Raw genomic sequence first — 19,585 nt, forward strand, 5'->3', positions numbered from 1 at the left:
TCGTGACCATGAGCCATCCCGTTGACACCGACGTCAGCGCCGTCCGCACATTCATCGAGCAGCACCGCGCCGCCTTCCTCGACGACCTCGCCGAGTGGCTGCGCATCCCCTCGGTGTCGGCGCAGCCCGACCACGCCCCCGATGTGCGCCGCAGCGCGGACTGGCTCGCCGCGAAGCTCGAGGAGACCGGCTTCCCGGTCGCCGAGGTCTGGCCGACCGCCGGCGCGCCCGCCGTCTACGCGGAGTGGCCCTCCGACGACCCCGAGGCGCCGACCGTCCTGGTCTACGGCCACCACGACGTGCAGCCCGCCGCCGTCGAGGACGGCTGGGACAGCGACCCCTTCGAGCCCGTCGTCCGCGGCAACCGCCTCTACGCGCGCGGGGCCGCCGACGACAAGGGGCAGGTCTTCTTCCACACCCTCGGTGTCCGCGCCCACCTCGCCGCCACCGGCCGCACCGCCCCGGCCGTCCATCTGAAGCTGCTGATCGAGGGCGAGGAGGAGTCCAGCTCCCCGCACTTCCGCGCGCTGGTCGAGGCGCACGCCGAGCGGCTCGCCGCCGACGCCGTGATCGTCTCCGACACCGGCATGTGGTCCGAGGACACCCCCACCGTGTGCACCGGCATGCGCGGCCTCGCCGAGTGCGAGATCCGGCTGTCCGGCCCCGACCAGGACATCCACTCCGGGTCCTTCGGCGGCGCCGTGCCCAATCCGGCGACCGTGGCCGCCCGCCTGGTCGCCGCCCTGCACGACGAGCACGCGCGGGTGGCCGTCCCCGGCTTCTACGACGGCGTCGTGGAACTGACCGACCGCGAGCGCGAGCTGTTCGCCGAGCTGCCCTTCGACGAGGAGCGGTGGCTGCGCACGGCCCGCTCGCACGCCGCGTACGGCGAGACCGGGCACACCACCCTGGAGCGCGTGTGGGCCCGCCCCACCGCCGAGGTCAACGGCATCGGCGGCGGCTACCAGGGCCCCGGCAGCAAGACGATCATCCCGGCCACCGCGTTCGTGAAGCTGTCCTTCCGGCTGGTCGCCGGGCAGGACCCGGACCAGGTGGAGAAGGCGGTCCGCGCCTGGGCCGCCGACCAGGTGCCCGCCGGGATCCGGTACGAGATCGCGTTCAGCCCCGCCACGCGCCCGTGCCTGACGCCCTTGGACCACCCCGCCCTGCAGTCCGTCGTGCGCGCCATGGGCCGCGCCTTCGAGGGACCCGTCCGCTTCACCCGCGAAGGAGGCTCGGGACCGGCCGCCGACCTCCAGGAGGTCCTCGGCGCCCCCGTGCTCTTCCTCGGCATCTCGGTCCCCTCGGACGGCTGGCACGCGCCGAACGAGAAGGTCGAGCTGGACCTCCTCCTCAAGGGCGTCGAGACCACCGCGTACCTCTGGGGCGACCTCGCCGCGAACTGGCGCCGTGCGCCCTGACGGCACCGCGCACCGCCCCTCCCGCACATTCCGCTGAACCACCCGCCGAATCAACCGTTCCACCGGGGGAGTTGGAAGCACCCGTGACCACCTGGACCGACCAGAACGCCGAACGGCCCATCTCGCTCACCGCGCCCAGCGGCATCGACCGCGCCGCGCACCACCGGCTCGACGAGGCGTGGCTCGCCGCGGCGTGGAGCCACCCCAGCACGCGCTGTTTCGTCGTCTCCGGTGGCCAGGTCCTGATCGACGAGACGCCCGACGGCCGCACCGAACTGGTCATGACCCCGTCCTTCGAGGCGCCCCTCACCGAGGCGCACCGCTACTTCCTGGGCACCGACGAGGACGGCGTCAGCTACTTCGCCCTCCAGAAGGACGCCCTGCCCGGCCGTATCGACCAGTCCGCGCGCCCCGCCGGGCTGCGCGAGGCCGGACTGCTGCTGTCGGCACGCGACGTGGGCCTGATGGTGCACGCGGTCGGCCTGGAGAACTGGCAGCGCACCCACCGCTTCTGCTCCCGCTGCGGCGAGCGCACGGTGATCGCCGCCGCCGGCCACATCCGCCGCTGCCCGGCCTGCGGTGCCGAGCACTACCCGCGCACCGACCCCGCGGTGATCATGGCCGTCACCGACGAGGACGACCGCATCCTGCTCGGCCGCCAGGTGCACTGGCCCGAGGGCCGCTTCTCGACGCTCGCCGGCTTCGTGGAGCCCGGCGAGTCCATCGAGCAGACCGTGCGCCGGGAGTGCTTCGAGGAGGTCGGCGTCACCGTCGGCCGCGTCGAGTACGTCGCCAGCCAGCCCTGGCCCTTCCCGTCCAGCCTCATGCTGGGCTTCGTGGCCCGCGCCACCTCCACCGACATCGACGTCGACGGCGACGAGATCCACGAGGCCCGCTGGTTCTCCCGCGACGAACTGGGCGCGGCCTTCGAGTCCGGCGAGGTCCTGCCCCCGTACGGCATCTCGATCGCGGCCCGCCTGATCGAACTCTGGTACGGCAAGCCCCTCCCGACCCGCACCTTCATCTGACCCGCACAGCTTCATCTGACCGCACAGCACGCCGAAGGGCGGCCCCCGGAACTCCGGGAGCCGCCCTTCGGCACAGGCGGACCTACGCGCCGACCTTCTGCTTCACCTGCGCCAGAGACGGGTTCGTCAGCGTCGAGCCGTCCTCGAAGAGCAAGGTCGGCACTGTCTGATTCCCGCCGTTCGCCTTCTCCACGAACGCCGCGGACGCCGGGTCGTGCTCGATGTTGATCTCGGTGTACGCGATGCCCTCGCGGTCGAGCTGCTTCTTCAGCCGCTGGCAGTAGCCGCACCACGTGGTGCTGTACATCGTCACAGTGCCCAGCATGTCTCTCGTGCTCCTTCGGCGGGTCGGGGAGAGCGGTCGCAGGGAGGAGAACGTACTTGAAAGCGCAGGCATTCCCGGAGCGCACGGGAACGCTCCGGGACGGGAGCGGACGGGCGTGACCTCCGCCGCATTAGTACGACCGCAGGGCCCCACCTGTGGACAACCGGCTCGCCCGTCTCCGCCGACCTGGCAGCATGGCCATGTGACAGCAGCAACGCACTCCCCCCTCTTCCCGCGGGTACCGGACTCGGCCGACGCGGTGCTCGAAGGGCTCGACCCCGAGCAGCGCGAGGTGGCCACCGCCCTGCACGGTCCGGTGTGCGTGCTGGCCGGAGCCGGTACGGGCAAGACCCGGGCGATCACCCACCGCATCGCCTACGGGGTGCGCGCCGGCATCCTCCAGCCCTCCAGCGTGCTCGCCGTCACCTTCACCAACCGTGCCGCCGGCGAGATGCGCGGCCGGCTGCGCCAGCTCGGCGCCCAGGGCGTGCAGGCCCGCACCTTCCACTCCGCGGCCCTGCGCCAGCTCCAGTACTTCTGGCCGAAAGCCATCGGTGGCTCGCTGCCCCGGCTCGTCGACCGCAAGATCCAGCTCGTCGCCGACGCGGCCGCCGCCTGCCGGATCCGCCTCGACCGCGGTGAGCTGCGGGACGCCACCGCGGAGATCGAGTGGTGCAAGGTCACCCAGACCGTCCCCGCCGACTACGCCGCCGCCGCGGCCGAGGCGGGCCGCGAGGCCCCGCGCGACCCCGCCGAGATCGCCCAGCTCTACGCCGCCTACGAGAACCTCAAGCGCGACCGCGCGGTCATCGACTTCGAGGACGTCCTGCTACTGACCGTCGCCGTCCTCCAGGACCGGCGGGACATCGCCGAACAGGTCCGGGCCCAGTACCAGCACTTCGTGGTCGACGAGTACCAGGACGTCAGCCCGCTCCAGCAGCGCCTGCTGGAGCTGTGGCTCGGAGAGCGGGACTCCCTGTGCGTCGTCGGCGACGCCAGCCAGACGATCTACTCCTTCACCGGCGCCACCCCCGACCACCTCCTCGACTTCCGCACCCGCCACCCCGGCGCCACCGTCGTCAAACTGGTCCGCGACTACCGCTCCACCCCCCAGGTCGTCCATCTGGCCAACGGTCTGCTCTCCCAGGCCCGCGGCCGGGCCGCCGACCACCGCCTGGAGCTGATCTCCCAGCGCGGCCCCGGGCCCGACCCCGCCTACACCGAGTACACCGACGAGCCCGCCGAGGCCGAGGGCGCCGCCCGCCGGATCAGGGAACTGCTGGCCGCCGGCGTCCCGGCCGCCGAGATCGCGATCCTGTTCCGCACCAACGCCCAGTCCGAGACCTACGAACAGGCCCTCGCCGACGCCGGCATCCCCTACCAGCTCCGCGGCGCCGAGCGGTTCTTCGACCGGCCCGAGGTCCGCAAGGCCACGGTGGCCCTGCGCGGCGCGGCCCGCTTCGGCGCCAACGACACCCTCCTCGAGGACACCGTCGACCTGCCCTCCCAGGTGCGTGCCGTCCTCTCCGGCGAGGGCTGGACCCCACAGCCGCCGGCCGGCTCCGGAGCCGTCAGAGAACGCTGGGAGTCCCTGGCCGCGCTGGTGAACCTCGCCCAGGACTTCGCCGCCGCCGGCCCCGGCGCCACCCTCGCCGACCTGGTCGCCGAACTCGACGAGCGGGCGAACGCCCAGCACGCCCCCACCGTCCAGGGCGTCACCCTCGCCTCCCTGCACTCCGCCAAGGGCCTGGAGTGGGACGTCGTCTTCCTGGTGGGCGTCGCCGAGGGCATGATGCCGATCACCTACGCCAGGACCGACGAGCAGATCGAGGAGGAGCGCCGCCTCCTCTATGTCGGGGTGACCCGGGCCCGCGAGCGCCTCCATGTCTCCTGGGCGGTGTCCCGCGCGCCCGGGGGCCGCCCGAGCCGCCGTCCCAGCCGCTTCCTCGACGGACTGCGCCCCGGCTCGGGGACGGCGGCGGGCCGCACCGGCTCCCTGGCCTCCGGAGGCGTCGAGCGCGGCTTCTCCGGCGCCGTCGTGGGCACGCCCGACGTGCCGCGCCGCAGACAGCGCACCCCGGCCCGCTGCCGGGTCTGCGGGCGCACCCTCACCGACGCCGGCGAGATGAAGCTGATGCGCTGCGAGGGCTGCCCCTCCGACATGGACGAGGGGCTCTACGAACGGCTGCGGGAGTGGCGCGAGGTGCAGGCGCGGAACAACGGACAGCCCGCGTTCTGCGTCTTCACCGACAAGACCCTGATGGCCATCGCCGAGTCCGTCCCCGAGGAGGCGGGCGAGCTGGCGCGGATCCCCGGGGTCGGCGTGCGCAAGCTCAACCGTTACGGCGCCGAGGTGTTGGCCCTCTGCGCGGGCCGGCCCCTCGCCGAGGAAGAAGTCGGGGACTGATGCGAACTCGTCGAAAAAATAGTTTGCGCATGCCCCGGCAATCCCCATAGGTTCTTAGACACGGGAACGGCGGCCTTCTCGGAGGCCCTGATTCCGTGTTCTACTTTCATATCCGCAGGATCGGGCTCACCCCTGGTCCCCCTAGACGCCGAGAGGAGGCGATTCCAGTGATCATCATCAACAGCAGCAGCTTCATCAGCTCCGCCAAAGTGACCGATCGTCCGGTCGTCTCCACGTGCATGCTCGGCGCCTCCAACCTGGGCACCGGTCTGTCCGGCATTCGTGCCGAGCTGCCGGCGTCCTCCTCCGTTGCCCCCACGGGTCTTCTCACCCGTGAGCGCGATGAGCGACCGACCGAGGCACTGGAAGCAGTAGAGGCACAGGCGCATGTCTATGCCTTCGCGGCGGCCGGTGCCGGATTCCGGAAGCAGACGACGCAGCACGACCTGATGTGGGCCTTCCGTGGGCCAGAACCCTGGAGTGATCCAGCCTGATCGTCGATCAGGCCGGCGCCTTCAGGGCCGCGGAACCCCACCCGGGATCCGCGGCCCTTCTGTTTGTCCCCGCACGGGGACGAACGGGCGAAGGGGCCTCGGGACAAGAAACGCCGACACCCGGCCCAACAGGGCCGGACCGACCAGACGAGGAAGACGAATCGTGCAACTCGAAGCGCACGCCCCGTCCGTACCGCCTTCCGAAACGATCCCCCCGCCCGGCCTCACGGAGGACTCCGCCTTGACCCCCCTCACCGCGCTCACCGCGCTCGACGACGCCATCGAGAACCTCGGCGTACCCGTCCCGTGCCGCTCCTACGACCCGGAGGTCTTCTTCGCCGAGTCGCCCGCGGACGTCGAGTACGCCAAGTCCCTCTGCCGCACCTGCCCGCTGATGGAGGCCTGCCTCGCCGGCGCCAAGGAGCGGCGTGAGCCCTGGGGCGTCTGGGGTGGCGAGCTGTTCGTCCAGGGTGTCGTCGTCGCCCGGAAGCGGCCGCGTGGTCGCCCGCGCAAGAACCCGGTCACGGCATGAACACCGCAGGAACGATCGACCGCCCCCTCACGCAAGACCCCCAGAAGCAGGCCCCGATGAAGCCGTTCACCAGCGAGCCCGAAGGCTCCGCAACCGAAGACGTCACCACCACCGGCGCGATCGACTCGCGTCAGAACAGGACCCGTGAGATGCAACTCATCCCAGAAGCCCTGGCTCGTGCGCATATGCACGACCGCCTGCACGAGGCCGAGCGGGAACGCCGGGCGCTGCGCCTGGCGACCGCTCGCCGGATGCAGCGCCGGGCGGAGCGCGCCTCGATGCGTGCCCGCCGGGCGCTCGCCATGGCCGTGATGCAGTAACGATCACACCGAAGAGCGGTGGCCTCCCCGAACCGGGGAGGCGGAAACTCACCTGGCGGGGGCCGGTCCGACCGAACGGACCGGCCCCCGCGGCGTATCGTCGCGAGAGTGACGAGTCCATCCGGCGGCAGTGATCACGGCGGCTCCCCGAAGGAGCCCGGCGCTCTGCGCTGCGACCGCTGCGGCACCCGGACCGGGGACCCGCCGCCCGTCACCTGGACCTGCTCGGTCGAGCACGGCGTCCGCCGCCACTACTGCGAGACCTGCGCCCGGGACAACCTCCGGGCGATCGAGGGCCGCCTCGACTCGGAGTGGTGGTGAGCCCACGGAAGGCTCACGCCCCAGCCCCGGCTCCGGTCCCGGCTACGCCCCGGCCTCCGCGACCGACTCCTCCACCGCCGGATCCAGCTCGTCCGCCGGGACGAAACCGGGCAGCCACTCCTCCAGCTCGTCCCGCAGCCGGACCGTCGCGCCGAGCTGACACAGCACACCGATCGTGCTCAGCGTCACCCGGTGGATCAGCAGATAGGCCGGCGGCAGGTTGAGCTGCTTGCCCAACTGGTGGGCGGGGGAGCGGGGATCGGCGATCCGGGCGGCCTGGCTGCGCATCCAGCCCCGGGTGAACGTGAACTCCTCCGCCCGGGCCGGTTCGATGATCGGCAGCAGATAGTCGAGGACCGCGTCCGGATCCAGCTCGATGGACTCCTTGACGAAGCCCTCCGCGCGGAGCAGGTCGTAGACCCCGTCCGCGTCGCCGTCGAGCGTCATGCGCAGGGACTCGCCGATCGGGCCCGGCAGGCCCCCCGAGAGCCGGTCGACCGTGCCGAAGTCCAGGACGCCCAGCCGCCAGTCGTCCTCGCCGCCCGGACTGCCGGGCAGCAGACGGAAGTTGCCCGGGTGCGGATCGGCGTGCAGCAGACCCGTGCGGGCCGGTCCCGAGAAGAGGAAGCGGGACAGCAGTTGGCCGGCGCGGTCGCGCTGTTCCCGGGTGCCGTCGGTGATCACCTCCGACAGGGGGACGCCGTCCATCCACTCGGTGACCAGCACCTGGTCGCACTGGTGGACCACCGCCGGGACCAGCACATCGGGATCACCGGCGAACTCCCGCGCGTGGGCCCGCTGGGCCGCGGCCTCCAGGCCGTAGTCCAGTTCCTCGGAGACCCGGTCCCGCAACTCGGTGATCAGCGGCTTGACGTCCATGCCCGGGATCAGCGGACCCAACAGCCGGGCGAAGCGGCTGAGTTGGGTGAGGTCGGAGAGCAGGGCCTCGCCCGCGCCGGGGTACTGGACCTTGACCGCGACCTCACGGCCGTCCCGCCACACCGCGCGGTGCACCTGCCCGATCGAGGCCGCCGCGGCCGGCTGGTCGTCGAACTCCGCGAACAGCTCGGCCCAGTTGTCGCCGAGCCGCTCGGCGAGCACCGCGTGGACCGTGCGGGTCGGCATCGGCGGCGCCGCGTCCTGAAGCTTCGTCAGGGCCGCCCGATAGGGGCCCGCGACCTCCTCGGGCAGGGCCGACTCGAAGACGGACAGGGCCTGCCCGAACTTCATCGCACCGCCCTTCAGCTCGCCCAGGACCTTGAACAACTGCTCCGCCGTGCGCTGTTGCAGCTCACGTCCGACGATCTCCGCGGACTCGCCCACGATCCGCTTGCCCAGACCCCAGGTGGCCCGGCCGGCGAAGCCGAGCGGGAGCGCGGCGAGCTTGGCGGTCCGGGTGACCGCCTTCCGGGGAAGATCAGACATGCGCCCTCCAAGTCCCAGCCTGCCGCGCCGCCACCGTCGTACGGCGTGATGCCTTCGAATGCCGTTGCCCCGCCATTGTGTCGTGCGACTCCCCGGAGTCGGCGCTGTGTTCCCGCTTACCTCGCGCGGCGGCCCCGCACGAGCAGGCGGGATGCGGCCACAACGGTCTCGCATGCCACTGGAGTGTGGGCAGGGACACCTCCCAGCGGGCGTCCGCGCCGGAGGGCCGCCCGCCGTCGAGGAAGGCGAGCGCGTGCGCGGCGGCCAGCCCGGCGACCGTGGTGGCCAGGGACAGATCGCAGGCACGGGCCGGGCGCCGTCGGCCGGACCGCCACTGTGCGACCAGCCGCGGCCAGGCCGGGTCGCGGTCGGTGCGCTCCAGATGCAGACAGCCGGCACAGCCCGTCTCCCCGGGCAGCACGAGCGGGCCGACGATTCCCGTGGCCTCCACCACACCGGCGAACAGATGCGGGGTGCCCGAGGCGATCAGCGGCTCGGCCGCCGCCGGGTCGGGCGTGTGCACGGACACGTCGTCGCGCGGCGCGAGGACCACCAGGGAGAAGCCGTCCGCGCCCGGCTCCGCCGACGGTCCCGCGCTGCGGCGGGGCGCGGGCTCCGGGGCGGCCCGGCGCACCGCCCGCCGCGCCGCCTCGTCCCGGCGTTCCCCGACCGCCTCCGCCGGCAGCCCGCCCGGTGCCACGTCCGCCGGGTCCACCCGGCCGCCGTCACGGACGTCGACCTCGCCCACCCCGGCGCCCGCGAGGAGCGAGGCGACCAGCGCCCCGACCCGGCCCGCGCCCCGCACCCGCACCCGGGTCCGGCGCCGCGCGGCCAGCCGGCCCATCGCCTCACCCGGCTCCGACGTGGTCAGCGACAGCGAGGCGAGATCGGGGCGCAGCCGGTCCAGGACGTCACTCCGCTCCCGCAGCGCGTCCGCGTCCGGCCCGCCGCCGCGCGCGTCGTCCAGCAGCCCGGCCGCGGCCAGCCCCGCCACCAGCCGGTCGACATGGCCGTCGGGCAGATCCATCCGGCGCCCCTCCTCGCGCAGCAGGGCGAGCCCGCGGGTGCCGTCCAGCAGGTCGAGGAAGCTGCCCGTCGCCGTGTCCACCGGACCGAGCGTGAGCGCGTGGGCCGGAGCCATCCCGAACTGCACGGTGTTCAGGTCCCGCCAGCCGCGCCGCAGCGCCGGCTTCACCATCGGATGCATCGAAGAACCCCCGTACTCCACGCACTTCCCTCGGACACGCCCCGACGGCGCTCCCGACCGCCAGCATGCCCGGCCCCGCCGAGCCGTGCCGAAAGTTGTCCACAGGCAGGGGAGTTCGTCGTACAAATCCGTCGTACGAGGCACAACAGGGGCAGGGGCACGGAACCCGGCCGTCCCGGAGTCGGGACTTCCGCCGTGTGCAGCGGGTAACGTCGGGGCGTGCCCGCCGACCCACTGCACCGCGCCGCAGCGCCACAGCGCAGCACGACGAGCCAGCCGCCCGGCGGCTCCCGGACGAGCCCGATCGAGGTCCGCAGAAGCGCCCGTCGGCGTCGTACCGTCTCCGCCTACCGCGAGGGCGACCGCACCATCGTGCTCATCCCCGCCCGGATGTCCGAGGCCGAGGAGCAACGCTGGGTGAGCGTCATGCTCGACAAGCTCGCCGCGCAGGAGAGCCGCCGGGTGCCGGGCGACGCCGAGCTGGCGGAGCGCGCGCAGCGGCTGTCGGAGCAGTGCTTCGGCGGCCGGGCCCGGCCCACCTCGGTCCGCTGGGTGACCAACCAGAACACCCGCTGGGGCTCCTGCACCCCGGCCGAGGGCAGCATCCGGCTGTCGCACCGGCTGAAGGGCATGCCGGAGTACGTCATCGACTACGTGCTCGCCCATGAGCTGGCGCATCTGCTGGTCCCGGGGCACGGCCCCGATTTCTGGCGGCTGCTGGAGGCGTATCCGCGCACCGAGCGGGCCCGCGGCTATCTGGAAGGGGTGGTGGCGGCCGAGCGGCTGCCCCACCTGCCGGGCGCGCGCGGAGAGTAGTCCCGCCGCCACCCCGAGCGCCGGTTGTGTACCGGGTCTGTACCGACATCGTGCGTTGTCCGACTTTGCCGTTAGCCTGACGCGACGCACTCGCAATCGGGATGGGGGACGGTCGTTACGCATGCCCAGGGAATTCCAGCGCGGCCACAAGGCCAAGATCAGTGACCTCACCGCGGGCACCGATCTGTACGTAGGCGTGCAGATCACCGCTCCCGGGCTGAGCTTCGACATCAGCTGCTTCGGCCTGGACGCCGACGAGCGGCTCTCCGACGACCGGTACTTCGTCTTCTTCAACCAGCCGAAGTCCCCCGAGGAGTCCATCCAGCTCCTGGGCGCCCAGGCGGGCGACACCGAGTCCTTCCGCATCACCCTGGACCGGATCCCGTCGCAGATCCAGAAGCTGTCCTTCACGGCGACCATCGACGGCGCCGGACAGATGTCCCAGATCGGCCCCGGGTACCTCCGGATCGTGGCGGGCGGCGAGGAGGTCGCCCGGTACGCGTTCAGCGGCTCGGAGTTCACCACCGAGCGCGCCGTGATGCTGGGCGACTTCTACCTGAAGGACGTCTGGCGGTTCGCGGCCGTCGGCCAGGGCTTCGACGGCGGCCTGGAGGCGCTGCTGCGCAACTTCGGCGGCGAGGTCGCGGAGGAGGAGACGCCCGCGCCCGCGCCGGCGCCCCAGCCGCAGACCGGCGCCGCCCCCGGCTTCGCCCCGCCCGCGTTCGCCGCCCCCGCGGCCCCTGCGGCTCCCGCCCCGGTGCCCGCCCCCGCCCCGGCTCCGGCGCCCGCGCCGCAGCCCGCGCAGGGCTTCGCACCGCCCCCGGGAGCGACCCCGCCGCCCGCCCCGGCGCCCGCGCCCTCGGTGCACGGCGCGCCGACCATCGTCGCGCCCATGACCCCGCCCGCAGGCGTCCCGGTGCCCCCGCCGGCCCCGGCCCCCGCGCCCTACGGCCAGCCGCAGCCGCCGTACGGACAGCCGCCCCAGCAGCAGCCCTACGGCCAGCCCGCCGCGCCGAGCGCCCCGATGCCGCCCGGCTACGGCCAGCCGCCCCAGGCCCCGCAGCCGCCGGGGGCCCCCATGCCGCCCGGCTACGGCCAGCAGCCCCCCTTCGGACAGGCCCCCGCCCAGCAGGCGTACGGCGTCCCGCAGGGCGCGCCCCAGGGCGGCGCCGGGGTGGCCGCGGCGCTCCAGCAGTTCAAGGAGACGCCCACCGGACAGCGCTGGACGCAGCAGAACAAGAAGCTCGTCCGCGTCGACCTCGGCATCGGCGGCCAGCCCGTGCTCGCCCGCCAGGGCAGCATGGTGCTCTACCAGGGCAAGGTCGACTTCAGCTACAAGGGCGCGGGCTTCGCCGGCCGGATCGTGGGCAACGCCACCGGCCAGGAGATGCAGCTCATGCGCTGCACCGGCCAGGGCCAGGTGTTCCTCGCCGAGAACTCCACGATGCTGCACCCCATCGAGCTCCAGGGCGACGGCATCTGCGTCTCCGCCGAGAACGTCCTCGCGTTCGACGAGAGCCTCCAGTACGAGGTCCGCCGCATCGAGGGGCACGGCATCCCCGGCGGCGCGCTGTTCACCATGCAGTTCACGGGCACCGGCACCATCGTCGTGAAGACGCACGGCGTCCCCGTCGTCCTGCCGGTCACGCCCACCACCTTCGCCGACTGCAACGCCGTCGTCGCGTGGTCGGCCGCCTCCCAGGTGGTCGTCTCCAGCCAGGTGCGGATGCGCCGCAACGCCTACCCGGGCGACACCGGCGAGAGCGTCAACCTCCAGTTCCGGGGCGCCCCCGGCAACTTCATCGTCGTCCAGCCGTACGAGGTCTGAGGGAGCCCGTCATGAACCAGCCGTTTGCGGGATACGCTCCCGCACCCGTCACCGCCCGCATGGAGAACCACGGCAATCACATGCTGAAGGTCGCCATGCAGACCGGCAACGACCTCCTCGCGCGCGTGGGCTCGATGGTCGCCTACGAGGGCTTCGTGCAGTACGAGCCCAACCCGCCGGCCGTGCGCCAGATCGCCCGCGACTGGATGACCGGCGAGGGCGCGCCCCTGATGAAGTGCTCCGGCGACGGTCTGCTGTACCTCGCCGACTACGGCGCCAACGTCGTCGTGATCAACCTCAACGGCGACGGCATCTCCGTCAACGCCACCAATCTGCTCGCCTTCGACGCGCACCTCACCTGGGGCGTCGAGCGGGTGAAGGGCCTGGCGAAGTTCGCGGGCCAGGGCCTGTGGAACACCAAGATCTCCGGGCAGGGCTGGGTCGCGCTGACCTCCCGGGGCAAGCCGATCGTCGTCGACTGCGGCGGCGGCGAGGACGAGACGTACGTCGACCCGGACGCGCTCGTCGCCTGGTCCCCGAACCTCAAGGTCAAGGGCAAGCGCAGCTTCAAGGCGCAGTCCCTGATCGGCCGGGGCAGCGGCGAGGCGTTCCAGATGGCCTTCTCCGGCCAGGGCATCGTCGTCGTCCAGCCCAGTGAGGACAGCACCGACCGCCTCCGGATCCGGGGCTGAGGGGGAGCCAGAAAGCCATGCAGAGCCCGCTTTTCGCCTACAACGACCAGCAGTCCCAGGAGCGCTGGAGCCTCCAGAACAAGCAGATGCTCCGCGTCAACCTGGAGGGTCACGACGACATCCTCGCCCGCAAGGGCACGATGGTCGCCTACCAGGGCCTCGTCGAGTTCGACGCCGAGTACCAGGCCGCAGGCCAGGCACGCGCGCGTGCGCGGACCGGTGAGGGCCTGGACCTGATGCGCTGCCACGGGCAGGGCACGGTCTACCTCGCCAACCTCAAGCAGCACGTCCACCTGGTGGACTGCGACCAGGACGGTCTGACCGTCGACAGCAGCTATGTCCTGGCCATGGACTCCTCGCTGCACCACGAGGTCATCGCCGTGGACAGCCTCTACGGCATCTCCGGCTCCGGGAAGTACCAGCTCAACATCACCGGCCGCGGCCGGGTCGCCCTGATGACCTCGGGCGCCCCGCTGATGCTCCAGGTCACGCCCGACAAGTACGTCAACTGCGACGCCGACGCCATCGTGGCCTGGTCCACCGGGCTGCGGGTGCAGATGCAGGCCCAGACGCACTCCTCCGGGGTGTGGCGCCGGCGCGGCAACACGGGCGAGGGCTGGGAGCTGAGCTTCATGGGCACCGGCTTCGCGCTGGTGCAGCCCAGCGAGCTGTTGCCGCCGCAGAACGCCCAGATCGGCTCCGGTCTGGCCGCCCAGTACGGGATGGGCCAGCAGGGCGCCCGGGGGCAGAACCAGGGCAACGTCTGGAGCTGACCGACGGCGCGGCAAGGGGCGACCGCGTGGGCGGTCGCCCCTTGCTCACAGCCGCGCGCGCGTGCCTTCCAGCAGGCGTACGACGGAGGCGTCGGCCACCGACGCCACCTCGTCGTAGGGGAACCAGCGCAGGTCGAGCGACTCGTCGCTGATCGCCTGGGTCGCCCCGGCGGGCGCCAGGACCGCGTACTGCACGTCGAAGTGCCAGTTACAGGGCGCCGGGATCGCATGCCGGTCGAGGCGCACCGGGCCGCCCGGCAGCAGGGTGAGACCCGCGATGCCCGACTCCTCGGTGGCCTCGCGCAGCGCCGCCGCCTCCAGGGAGGTGTCCTGCGGTTCGCAGTGGCCGCCCATCTGGAGCCACATCCGCAGCTTGCGGTGCAGGGTCAGCAGGACCCGGCCCCGCTCGGGGTCGATCACCAGGGCGCTGGCCGTGACATGGCCGTCGCTGCACGCCTTCCACATGCCGTCCGGATGCGTGTCGAGGTGGTCCAGATAGCTCTGGCGCAGCTCGTCCTGGCCCTCGTGGTTCTTGAGCACGAGGACCGCGTCGTCATGCAGGCTCACTCGGTGTCGTCGCCCTTGCCGTCGTTCTCGCCGCCGTCCTTGTCGTCCTTGTCGTCCTTGGTCAGGTCCGGCTTCCGCTCCCCGGTGTCCGCGGCGCCGCCCGCCTCGCCGAGCATCTTCTCCAGCTCGGAGAAGTCCATGTGCTCGCGGTGCACGAAGCCGTCCGGGTCGTCCAGGTCGGAGGCCGTGGGCAGCATGTCCGGGTGGGCCCACAGGGCGTCCCGGCCGTCCACCCCGCGCGCGTCCGTCAGCGACGCCCACAGCCGGGAGGCGTCGCGCAGCCGGCGCGGGCGCAGCTCCAGACCGATCAGCGTGGCGAACGTCTGCTCCGCGGGACCGCCGGTGGCGCGGCGTCGGCGCAGCGTCTCGCGCAGCGCGTCCGCCGAGGTCAGGCGCGGCTTCGCGGCCGCGTGCACCACCGCGTCCACCCAGCCCTCGACCAGCGCGAGCGCCGTCTCCAGCCGGGCCAGGGCCGCCTTCTGCTCCGGGGTGTCCTCCGGCTGGAACATGCCCTGCTGAAGGGCGTCCTGGAGCTGCTCGGGGTTCTGCGGGTCGAACTGGCCGACCACGTCCTCCAGCTTGGCGGTGTCGACCTTGATCCCGCGCGCGTAGCCGTCCACCGCGCCGAACAGGTGCGAGCGCAGCCACGGCACGTGCGTGAAGAGGCGCTGGTGGGCGGCCTCGCGCAGCGCGAGGTACAGCCGCACCTCGTCCTTGGCCACGCCCAGGTCCTTGCCGAACGCCTCGATGTTCACCGGGAGCAGCGCCGCGCGGCCGGCCGGTCCGAGCGGCAGGCCGATGTCGGTCGAGCCGACGACCTCTCCGGCCAGCACACCGACGGCCTGGCCGATCTGGGAGCCGAACATGGCGCCGCCCATGGACCGCATCATGCCGATCAGCGGGCCCGCCATGGCCTGCATCTCCTCCGGCAGGACGTCACCCATGGCCGCGCCGACGCGCTCGGCGACCGGGTCGACGAGTTCCTTCCACGCGGGCAGGGTCGCCTCGACCCACTCGGCGCGCGACCAGGCGACCGCCGAGCCGGCGCCGGACGGCAGCGAGGTCGCGTCGTCCAGCCACAGGTCGGCCAGGCGGACGGCCTCCTCGACCGCGGTGCGCTCGGCGGAGCCGACGCTCGCGTCCTTCACGCCGTCGGGAGTGCCCTGGGAGACCGTCTGGCGGGCGATCTGCTTGGCCATGTCCCAGTTCACCGGGCCGCCCTCGTAGGAGAGCATCTGGCCGAGCTGCTGGAACGCGGCGCCCAGGTCGGTGGGGTTCAGCGAACCGAACATGGCTGCGAGCGGATTGTCGGCACCCGGGGCGCCGAAGCCTCCGGCTCCCGGCATCCCGCCGAAACCGAACGGGTTGGCCGGTCCCTGACCACCACCGCTCTGCTGGTCCTTCTTCTTGCCCTCGTCGCCGTCCTCCGGCTCCTCCGGCGGAAGGCCGAATCCGAATGGGGTGTCACTCACGGGGTTCCTCGGCTGGTAAGGCCGCCGGTTCTGGTCCGGCAGCGCGGCTGCCCTGCAACACCCAGCGTAGACACCCCGGGGCCCGATCGGGCCTCGGTGCTTCGCCGACTCCTGGCCTGCGGCAGGATGGATGCCACCTGGTACGTACGCGTCCGTCGCGCCCGTATGCCAAGACAACCGCTGGAGACACCTGGTGAGTTCCCCAGATCCGCAGGTTCGCGCAGCGCGAAACCACTCGGCCCCCGCGGGTGCGCGCGGGCCCGTCGTCGCCGTGACCGGCGCCGCGACCGGGGTCGGTGCCCTGCTCACGGCGCGTCTCGCCGCGTCGGACGAGGTCAAGCAGGTCGTCGCGATCGACGAACGGCGGGGTGAGTGCGACGCGGCACAGTGGCACATCCTCGACGTCCGGGACCCCGCGATCGCCGACAAGCTGCGCGGGGCGGACGTGGTGGTCCACCTCGCGCTCGATCTCGACCTGGGGAGTGACGCCGCCGCCCGGACGGCCTACAACGTGCGCGGCACCCAGACCGTGCTGACCGCCGCCGCGGCGGCCGGGGTGCACCGCGTGGTGCTGTGCACCTCCGCGATGGTCTACGGGGCGCTGGAGGACAACGAACTGCCGCTCTCGGAGGACGCGGAGCTGCGGGCGACGGCCGAGGCGACGGGCGTCGGCGACCTGCTGGAGATCGAACGCCTGGCCCGCCGGGCGCCCCGCGCGCACCCCGGACTGAACGTCACCGTCGTGCGGCCCGCCGTCCTGGTGGGCGGCACCGACACGGCCCTGACCCGCTACTTCGAGTCCCCCCGGCTGCTGGTGGTGGCCGGATCGCGGCCCGCCTGGCAGTTCTGCCACGTCGAGGACCTGTGCAGCGCTCTGGAGTACGCCGTCCTGGAGAAGGTCGACGGCGAGCTGGCCGTCGGCTGCGACGGATGGCTGGAACAGGAGGAGGTCGAGGAGCTGAGCGGGATCCGGCGCATGGAGCTGCCGTCCGCGGTGGCGCTCGGCGCGGCGGCCCGGCTGCACCGCATCGGCCTGACGCCGTCCCCGGCGGGCGACCTCGCGTACACCATGTACCCCTGGGTGGTGAGCGGGTCGCGGCTGCACGACGCGGGCTGGCGCGCGCGGTGGACCAACGAGGAGGTGCTCGCCGAGCTGCTGGAGGAGGTCGCCGGGCGGCACACGGTGGCCGGACGGAGGCTCGGGCGCAAGGACGCCACGGCGGCGGGCGCCGCGGGTGCGACGGTGGCCCTGCTGGGCGCGGCGGCCGTGGTGCGCCGGGCCCGCAAGGCGCGGCGGCGCTGAGCGGCGGCGGACGAGGGGAGCAGGCGGGGGCGAGGGGCGGGCCACGGGGCTGTTCCGTCGCGCCGCAGGGGTGCGGCACGATGGAGGTATGGCAGCCACCAACGATCACCCCGGCGAGCAGGCCGCGCAGGACCCCCTGAAGCTGATCGCCGTACGGGACGCCCCGCTCTCCCTGGACGAGGTCTTCCGGGCCGTCGGGGACGACGCGGCCGGCGGCACCGCGCTCTTCGTGGGGACCGTGCGCAACCACGACGGGGGCGCCGACGTCGACTCGCTCGGCTACTCCTGCCACCCCAGTGCCGAGGCCGAGATGCGGCGGGTCGCGGAGAAGGTCGTCGCCGAGTACCCGGTCCGCGCGCTCGCGGCGGTGCACCGCGTCGGTGAGCTGCGGGTCGGTGATCTCGCGGTGGTCGTCGCCGTGTCGTGCCCGCACCGGGGCGAGGCCTTCGAGGCGTGCCGCAAGCTGATCGACGACCTCAAGCACGAGGTGCCGATCTGGAAGCACCAGCGGTTCTCCGACGGGACCGAGGAGTGGGTCGGGGCCTGCTGAGCGCCCGAGCCCGCCCGTCCGGGATTCCGGTTGCGTAACCCGCCCCCTGCCGTGAGCGTTGTCAGTGCGGATGGTTAATCTGCTGATCAGTCAGTTCGCGGGACGGGGTTGGGAGGTCGGCATGGCGGCACTCGCCTGGTTGCTGATTCCGCTGGTGGCCGCTGTCGGAGCCGGTCTGTGGGGGAGCTGGGCCAACCGCACCCGCAGAGCGCGCAGCGACGGACCCGAGCTGGACGGCTACGCGCGCTTCCGCGCCGCCATGGAGAGGTCCGCCGTCATGGAGCGGACCCCGGTCGTGGAGCGCACCACCAGGGAGACCTCCCACTCGGGCACCTGAGGGCACCTGAGGGCCCCTGACCCGGGTGGTGGCCCTGACGGTGCGCTGACAGACGCGTCCCGTACTGTCGAGTCATGCCACGCCGCACCGCGACGATGCTCGCCTCCACCCTCATGCTGATCGCGCTCCTGTGCGCGGGGGTGCTGATCCCCGTGCCGTACTCGGAGATGTCCCCGGGGCCGACGGTGAACACGCTGGGCGAGCACGACGGCGAGCCGGTGCTCCAGATCGCCGGGCGCAAGACGTACCCGGCCGACGGCCACCTGAACATGACCACCGTGCGGGTGACCAGCGCGGACTACCGGATGAACCTCGTCGAGGCGGTCTACGGCTGGCTGGCGCACGACAACAAGGTCGTGCCGCACGACACGCTGTACCCCGACGGCAAGACCGAGGAGGAGTCCACCCAGGAGAACGCCGAGGAGTTCAGCCAGTCGCAGGAGAGCGCCAAGGTCGCCGCCCTGAAGGAGCTGGACATCCCGGTGGCGTCCTGGGTGATCGTCTCGACCGTGGTGAAGGGGTCGCCGGCCGAGGGCAGACTGCACGCGGGCGATGTGATCAAGGCGGTGGACGGCAAGGCGGTGAAGGCGCCGGGTGACGTCGCCGGACTGGTGACGAAGCACAAGCCCGGCCAGGACGTCGTCTTCACGATCGTCCCGGCCAAGGAGCAGGCCGCCGCCGAGAAGGCGCGCAGGACGGCGACGAAGACGCAGGACGTCACGATCAGGACCGCGGCCTCGGACGACAGCGGCGAGAAGCGGGCGATCGTCGGGATCTCCGCCGGGACCGATCACACGTTCCCGTTCACGATCGACATCAAGCTCGCGGACGTCGGCGGGCCCAGCGCCGGACTGATGTTCGCCCTCGGCATCTACGACAAGCTCACCCCGGGCGACCTCACCGGCGGCACGTTCGTCGCCGGCACCGGGACCATCGACGACGACGGCAAGGTCGGGCCGATCGGCGGCATCGCGATGAAGACCGTGGGCGCCCGCGGTCAGGGCGCCCAGTACTTCCTGACCCCGGCGGAGAACTGCGCGGCCGCCGCCAAGGACACCCCGGCGGGGCTCAGGCTCGTCAAGGTCCACACCATCGACGACGCCCTCGCCGCGCTGAAGGACATCCGCAGCGGCGACACCGCCGACCTGCCGAAGTGCACGAAGTAGTCGGGTAGCCGGGCAGCCGGCTACTCCTCGAAGGTCGCCGACAGGGCCTGAGCCAGGCCCGGGACCAGGCTCGCGCCGGTGAGGACCTCCGTCGGCGCGTCCTTCTCGCGCAGCCGCAGCGCCGAGTCACGGGTGCCGTCGCGCAGCACCGCGACCGTCATCCGGACCTCCTGGCGGTCCGGGTGGTCGGCCACCCAGCGCGCCAGCTTCGCCTCGCTCAGGCCCTCCGGGACCTGGGACTCGGCGGACGGCGGCAGCATCAGCCGCTCCACGGTCAGTGCGCAGCCGGCCACCGCGTCGGGCCATGCGATCGTCGCCAGGAACTCGTCGAGCGGCTTGTCCGTTGGCACTTCGTCCTGCTCGATCGGAGTGAGACCGGTCGTCTCGGGGGCGTCCTCAAGGCCGAGCTGGGCCGCGAGCGAAGGTTCCTGAGCCCGCAGCCGTGCGGTGTCGACGAGGGCGAAAAGGCGGGCGGGCTGGTCCCAGCCGAGGCCGGAGGCGTACTCGTCGATCTCGAGTACGGCCCGGGTGAGCGGGCTCGCCGCCATGGGAGTGTTGGACATGGTCACAATCCTCTCTCGTTCCTGGCCGGAATCGGGAA

Annotated in this window: 21 protein-coding genes; 15 read left to right on the forward strand and 6 right to left on the reverse strand. The window is 72.6% G+C overall.

Annotated elements, in window-relative coordinates:
• The first annotated feature begins 8 nt into the window (after positions 1–8).
• Together AFM16_RS25695 and nudC are read left to right on the forward strand one after the other, a co-directional pair.
• Positions 9–1,421, forward strand: a complete 1,413-nt coding sequence (locus tag AFM16_RS25695; RefSeq protein ID WP_078637092.1) for a dipeptidase — start codon at positions 9–11, stop codon at positions 1,419–1,421.
• 83 nt (positions 1,422–1,504) lie between these two features.
• Complete coding sequence (gene nudC / locus AFM16_RS25700) at positions 1,505–2,449, forward strand: NAD(+) diphosphatase (protein ID WP_030784058.1); 945 nt, start codon at positions 1,505–1,507, stop codon at positions 2,447–2,449.
• A gap of 82 nt (positions 2,450–2,531) precedes the next feature.
• Here the strand turns inward: nudC and AFM16_RS25705 are convergent, their stop codons facing one another.
• A complete protein-coding gene (locus AFM16_RS25705; RefSeq protein ID WP_030784061.1) occupies positions 2,532–2,774 on the reverse strand; it encodes a mycoredoxin in 243 nt (80 codons plus the stop codon).
• A 202-nt stretch (positions 2,775–2,976) separates the two neighbouring features.
• Between AFM16_RS25705 and AFM16_RS25710 the strand changes: the two genes are divergently transcribed.
• The 5 genes from AFM16_RS25710 to AFM16_RS25730 all read left to right on the forward strand — a co-directional run bounded on the left by AFM16_RS25710 (position 2,977) and on the right by AFM16_RS25730 (position 6,848).
• On the forward strand, positions 2,977–5,181 hold the full coding sequence (locus AFM16_RS25710) for an ATP-dependent DNA helicase UvrD2 (protein WP_167797252.1): 2,205 nt from the start codon (positions 2,977–2,979) through the stop codon (positions 5,179–5,181).
• A gap of 167 nt (positions 5,182–5,348) precedes the next feature.
• Positions 5,349–5,675 (forward strand): hypothetical protein, encoded by a 327-nt coding sequence (locus AFM16_RS25715; protein ID WP_030784066.1) that lies wholly within the window; start codon positions 5,349–5,351, stop codon positions 5,673–5,675.
• A 163-nt stretch (positions 5,676–5,838) separates the two neighbouring features.
• Complete coding sequence (locus AFM16_RS25720; protein WP_030784068.1) at positions 5,839–6,207, forward strand: WhiB family transcriptional regulator; 369 nt, start codon at positions 5,839–5,841, stop codon at positions 6,205–6,207.
• Entirely contained in the window at positions 6,204–6,527 is a 324-nt protein-coding gene (locus tag AFM16_RS25725) for a putative WhiB-interacting protein (protein ID WP_030784072.1), read from the forward strand. The genes AFM16_RS25720 and AFM16_RS25725 overlap by 4 nt, the downstream gene beginning before the upstream one ends.
• Before the next feature lie 108 nt (positions 6,528–6,635).
• Positions 6,636–6,848 (forward strand): hypothetical protein, encoded by a 213-nt coding sequence (locus AFM16_RS25730; RefSeq protein ID WP_078634747.1) that lies wholly within the window; start codon positions 6,636–6,638, stop codon positions 6,846–6,848.
• 42 nt (positions 6,849–6,890) lie between these two features.
• Here the strand turns inward: AFM16_RS25730 and AFM16_RS25735 are convergent, their stop codons facing one another.
• Complete coding sequence (locus AFM16_RS25735; RefSeq protein WP_030784076.1) at positions 6,891–8,273, reverse strand: ABC1 kinase family protein; 1,383 nt, start codon at positions 8,271–8,273, stop codon at positions 6,891–6,893.
• Entirely contained in the window at positions 8,266–9,480 is a 1,215-nt protein-coding gene (locus AFM16_RS25740) for a TOMM precursor leader peptide-binding protein (RefSeq protein WP_078634748.1), read from the reverse strand. Before AFM16_RS25740 ends, AFM16_RS25735 begins: the two co-directional genes overlap by 8 nt.
• A gap of 219 nt (positions 9,481–9,699) precedes the next feature.
• On the opposite strand from AFM16_RS25740, the gene AFM16_RS25745 reads away from it, so the two are divergent.
• From AFM16_RS25745 to AFM16_RS25760, 4 genes are all read left to right on the forward strand, one after another.
• Positions 9,700–10,296, forward strand: a complete 597-nt coding sequence (locus tag AFM16_RS25745) for a M48 metallopeptidase family protein (protein ID WP_030784079.1) — start codon at positions 9,700–9,702, stop codon at positions 10,294–10,296.
• A 121-nt stretch (positions 10,297–10,417) separates the two neighbouring features.
• Positions 10,418–12,124 (forward strand): TerD family protein, encoded by a 1,707-nt coding sequence (locus AFM16_RS25750; protein WP_078634749.1) that lies wholly within the window; start codon positions 10,418–10,420, stop codon positions 12,122–12,124.
• An 11-nt stretch (positions 12,125–12,135) separates the two neighbouring features.
• Entirely contained in the window at positions 12,136–12,816 is a 681-nt protein-coding gene (locus AFM16_RS25755) for an AIM24 family protein (protein ID WP_030784084.1), read from the forward strand.
• Between the two features lie 17 nt (positions 12,817–12,833).
• Positions 12,834–13,589 carry an AIM24 family protein gene (locus AFM16_RS25760; RefSeq protein WP_030784087.1) on the forward strand — a complete coding sequence of 252 codons (756 nt, stop codon included), beginning with the start codon at positions 12,834–12,836 and terminating at the stop codon, positions 13,587–13,589.
• A gap of 45 nt (positions 13,590–13,634) precedes the next feature.
• Here the strand turns inward: AFM16_RS25760 and AFM16_RS25765 are convergent, their stop codons facing one another.
• Complete coding sequence (locus AFM16_RS25765) at positions 13,635–14,156, reverse strand: NUDIX hydrolase (RefSeq protein WP_078634750.1); 522 nt, start codon at positions 14,154–14,156, stop codon at positions 13,635–13,637.
• The gene (locus AFM16_RS25770; protein ID WP_078634751.1) at positions 14,153–15,628 is read right to left on the reverse strand and encodes a zinc-dependent metalloprotease; all 1,476 of its coding nucleotides are present in this window, start codon (positions 15,626–15,628) and stop codon (positions 14,153–14,155) included. Before AFM16_RS25770 ends, AFM16_RS25765 begins: the two co-directional genes overlap by 4 nt.
• A 193-nt stretch (positions 15,629–15,821) precedes the next feature.
• Between AFM16_RS25770 and AFM16_RS25775 the strand changes: the two genes are divergently transcribed.
• The 4 genes from AFM16_RS25775 (at position 15,822) to AFM16_RS25790 (ending at position 18,984) form a co-directional block, all read left to right on the forward strand.
• Positions 15,822–16,931 (forward strand): SDR family oxidoreductase, encoded by a 1,110-nt coding sequence (locus AFM16_RS25775; protein WP_030784096.1) that lies wholly within the window; start codon positions 15,822–15,824, stop codon positions 16,929–16,931.
• 88 nt (positions 16,932–17,019) lie between these two features.
• Entirely contained in the window at positions 17,020–17,481 is a 462-nt protein-coding gene (locus tag AFM16_RS25780; protein WP_078634752.1) for a molybdenum cofactor biosynthesis protein MoaE, read from the forward strand.
• 121 nt (positions 17,482–17,602) lie between these two features.
• A complete protein-coding gene (locus AFM16_RS40185) occupies positions 17,603–17,818 on the forward strand; it encodes a hypothetical protein (protein WP_051780337.1) in 216 nt (71 codons plus the stop codon).
• A 74-nt stretch (positions 17,819–17,892) separates the two neighbouring features.
• Positions 17,893–18,984 carry a YlbL family protein gene (locus tag AFM16_RS25790; protein ID WP_078634753.1) on the forward strand — a complete coding sequence of 364 codons (1,092 nt, stop codon included), beginning with the start codon at positions 17,893–17,895 and terminating at the stop codon, positions 18,982–18,984.
• A 20-nt stretch (positions 18,985–19,004) separates the two neighbouring features.
• Here the strand turns inward: AFM16_RS25790 and AFM16_RS25795 are convergent, their stop codons facing one another.
• On the reverse strand, positions 19,005–19,547 hold the full coding sequence (locus AFM16_RS25795; protein ID WP_030784106.1) for a PPA1309 family protein: 543 nt from the start codon (positions 19,545–19,547) through the stop codon (positions 19,005–19,007).
• Positions 19,548–19,585 lie beyond the last annotated feature (38 nt).

Source organism: Streptomyces antibioticus (genome assembly GCF_002019855.1).
GTDB lineage: Bacteria > Actinomycetota > Actinomycetes > Streptomycetales > Streptomycetaceae > Streptomyces > Streptomyces antibioticus_B.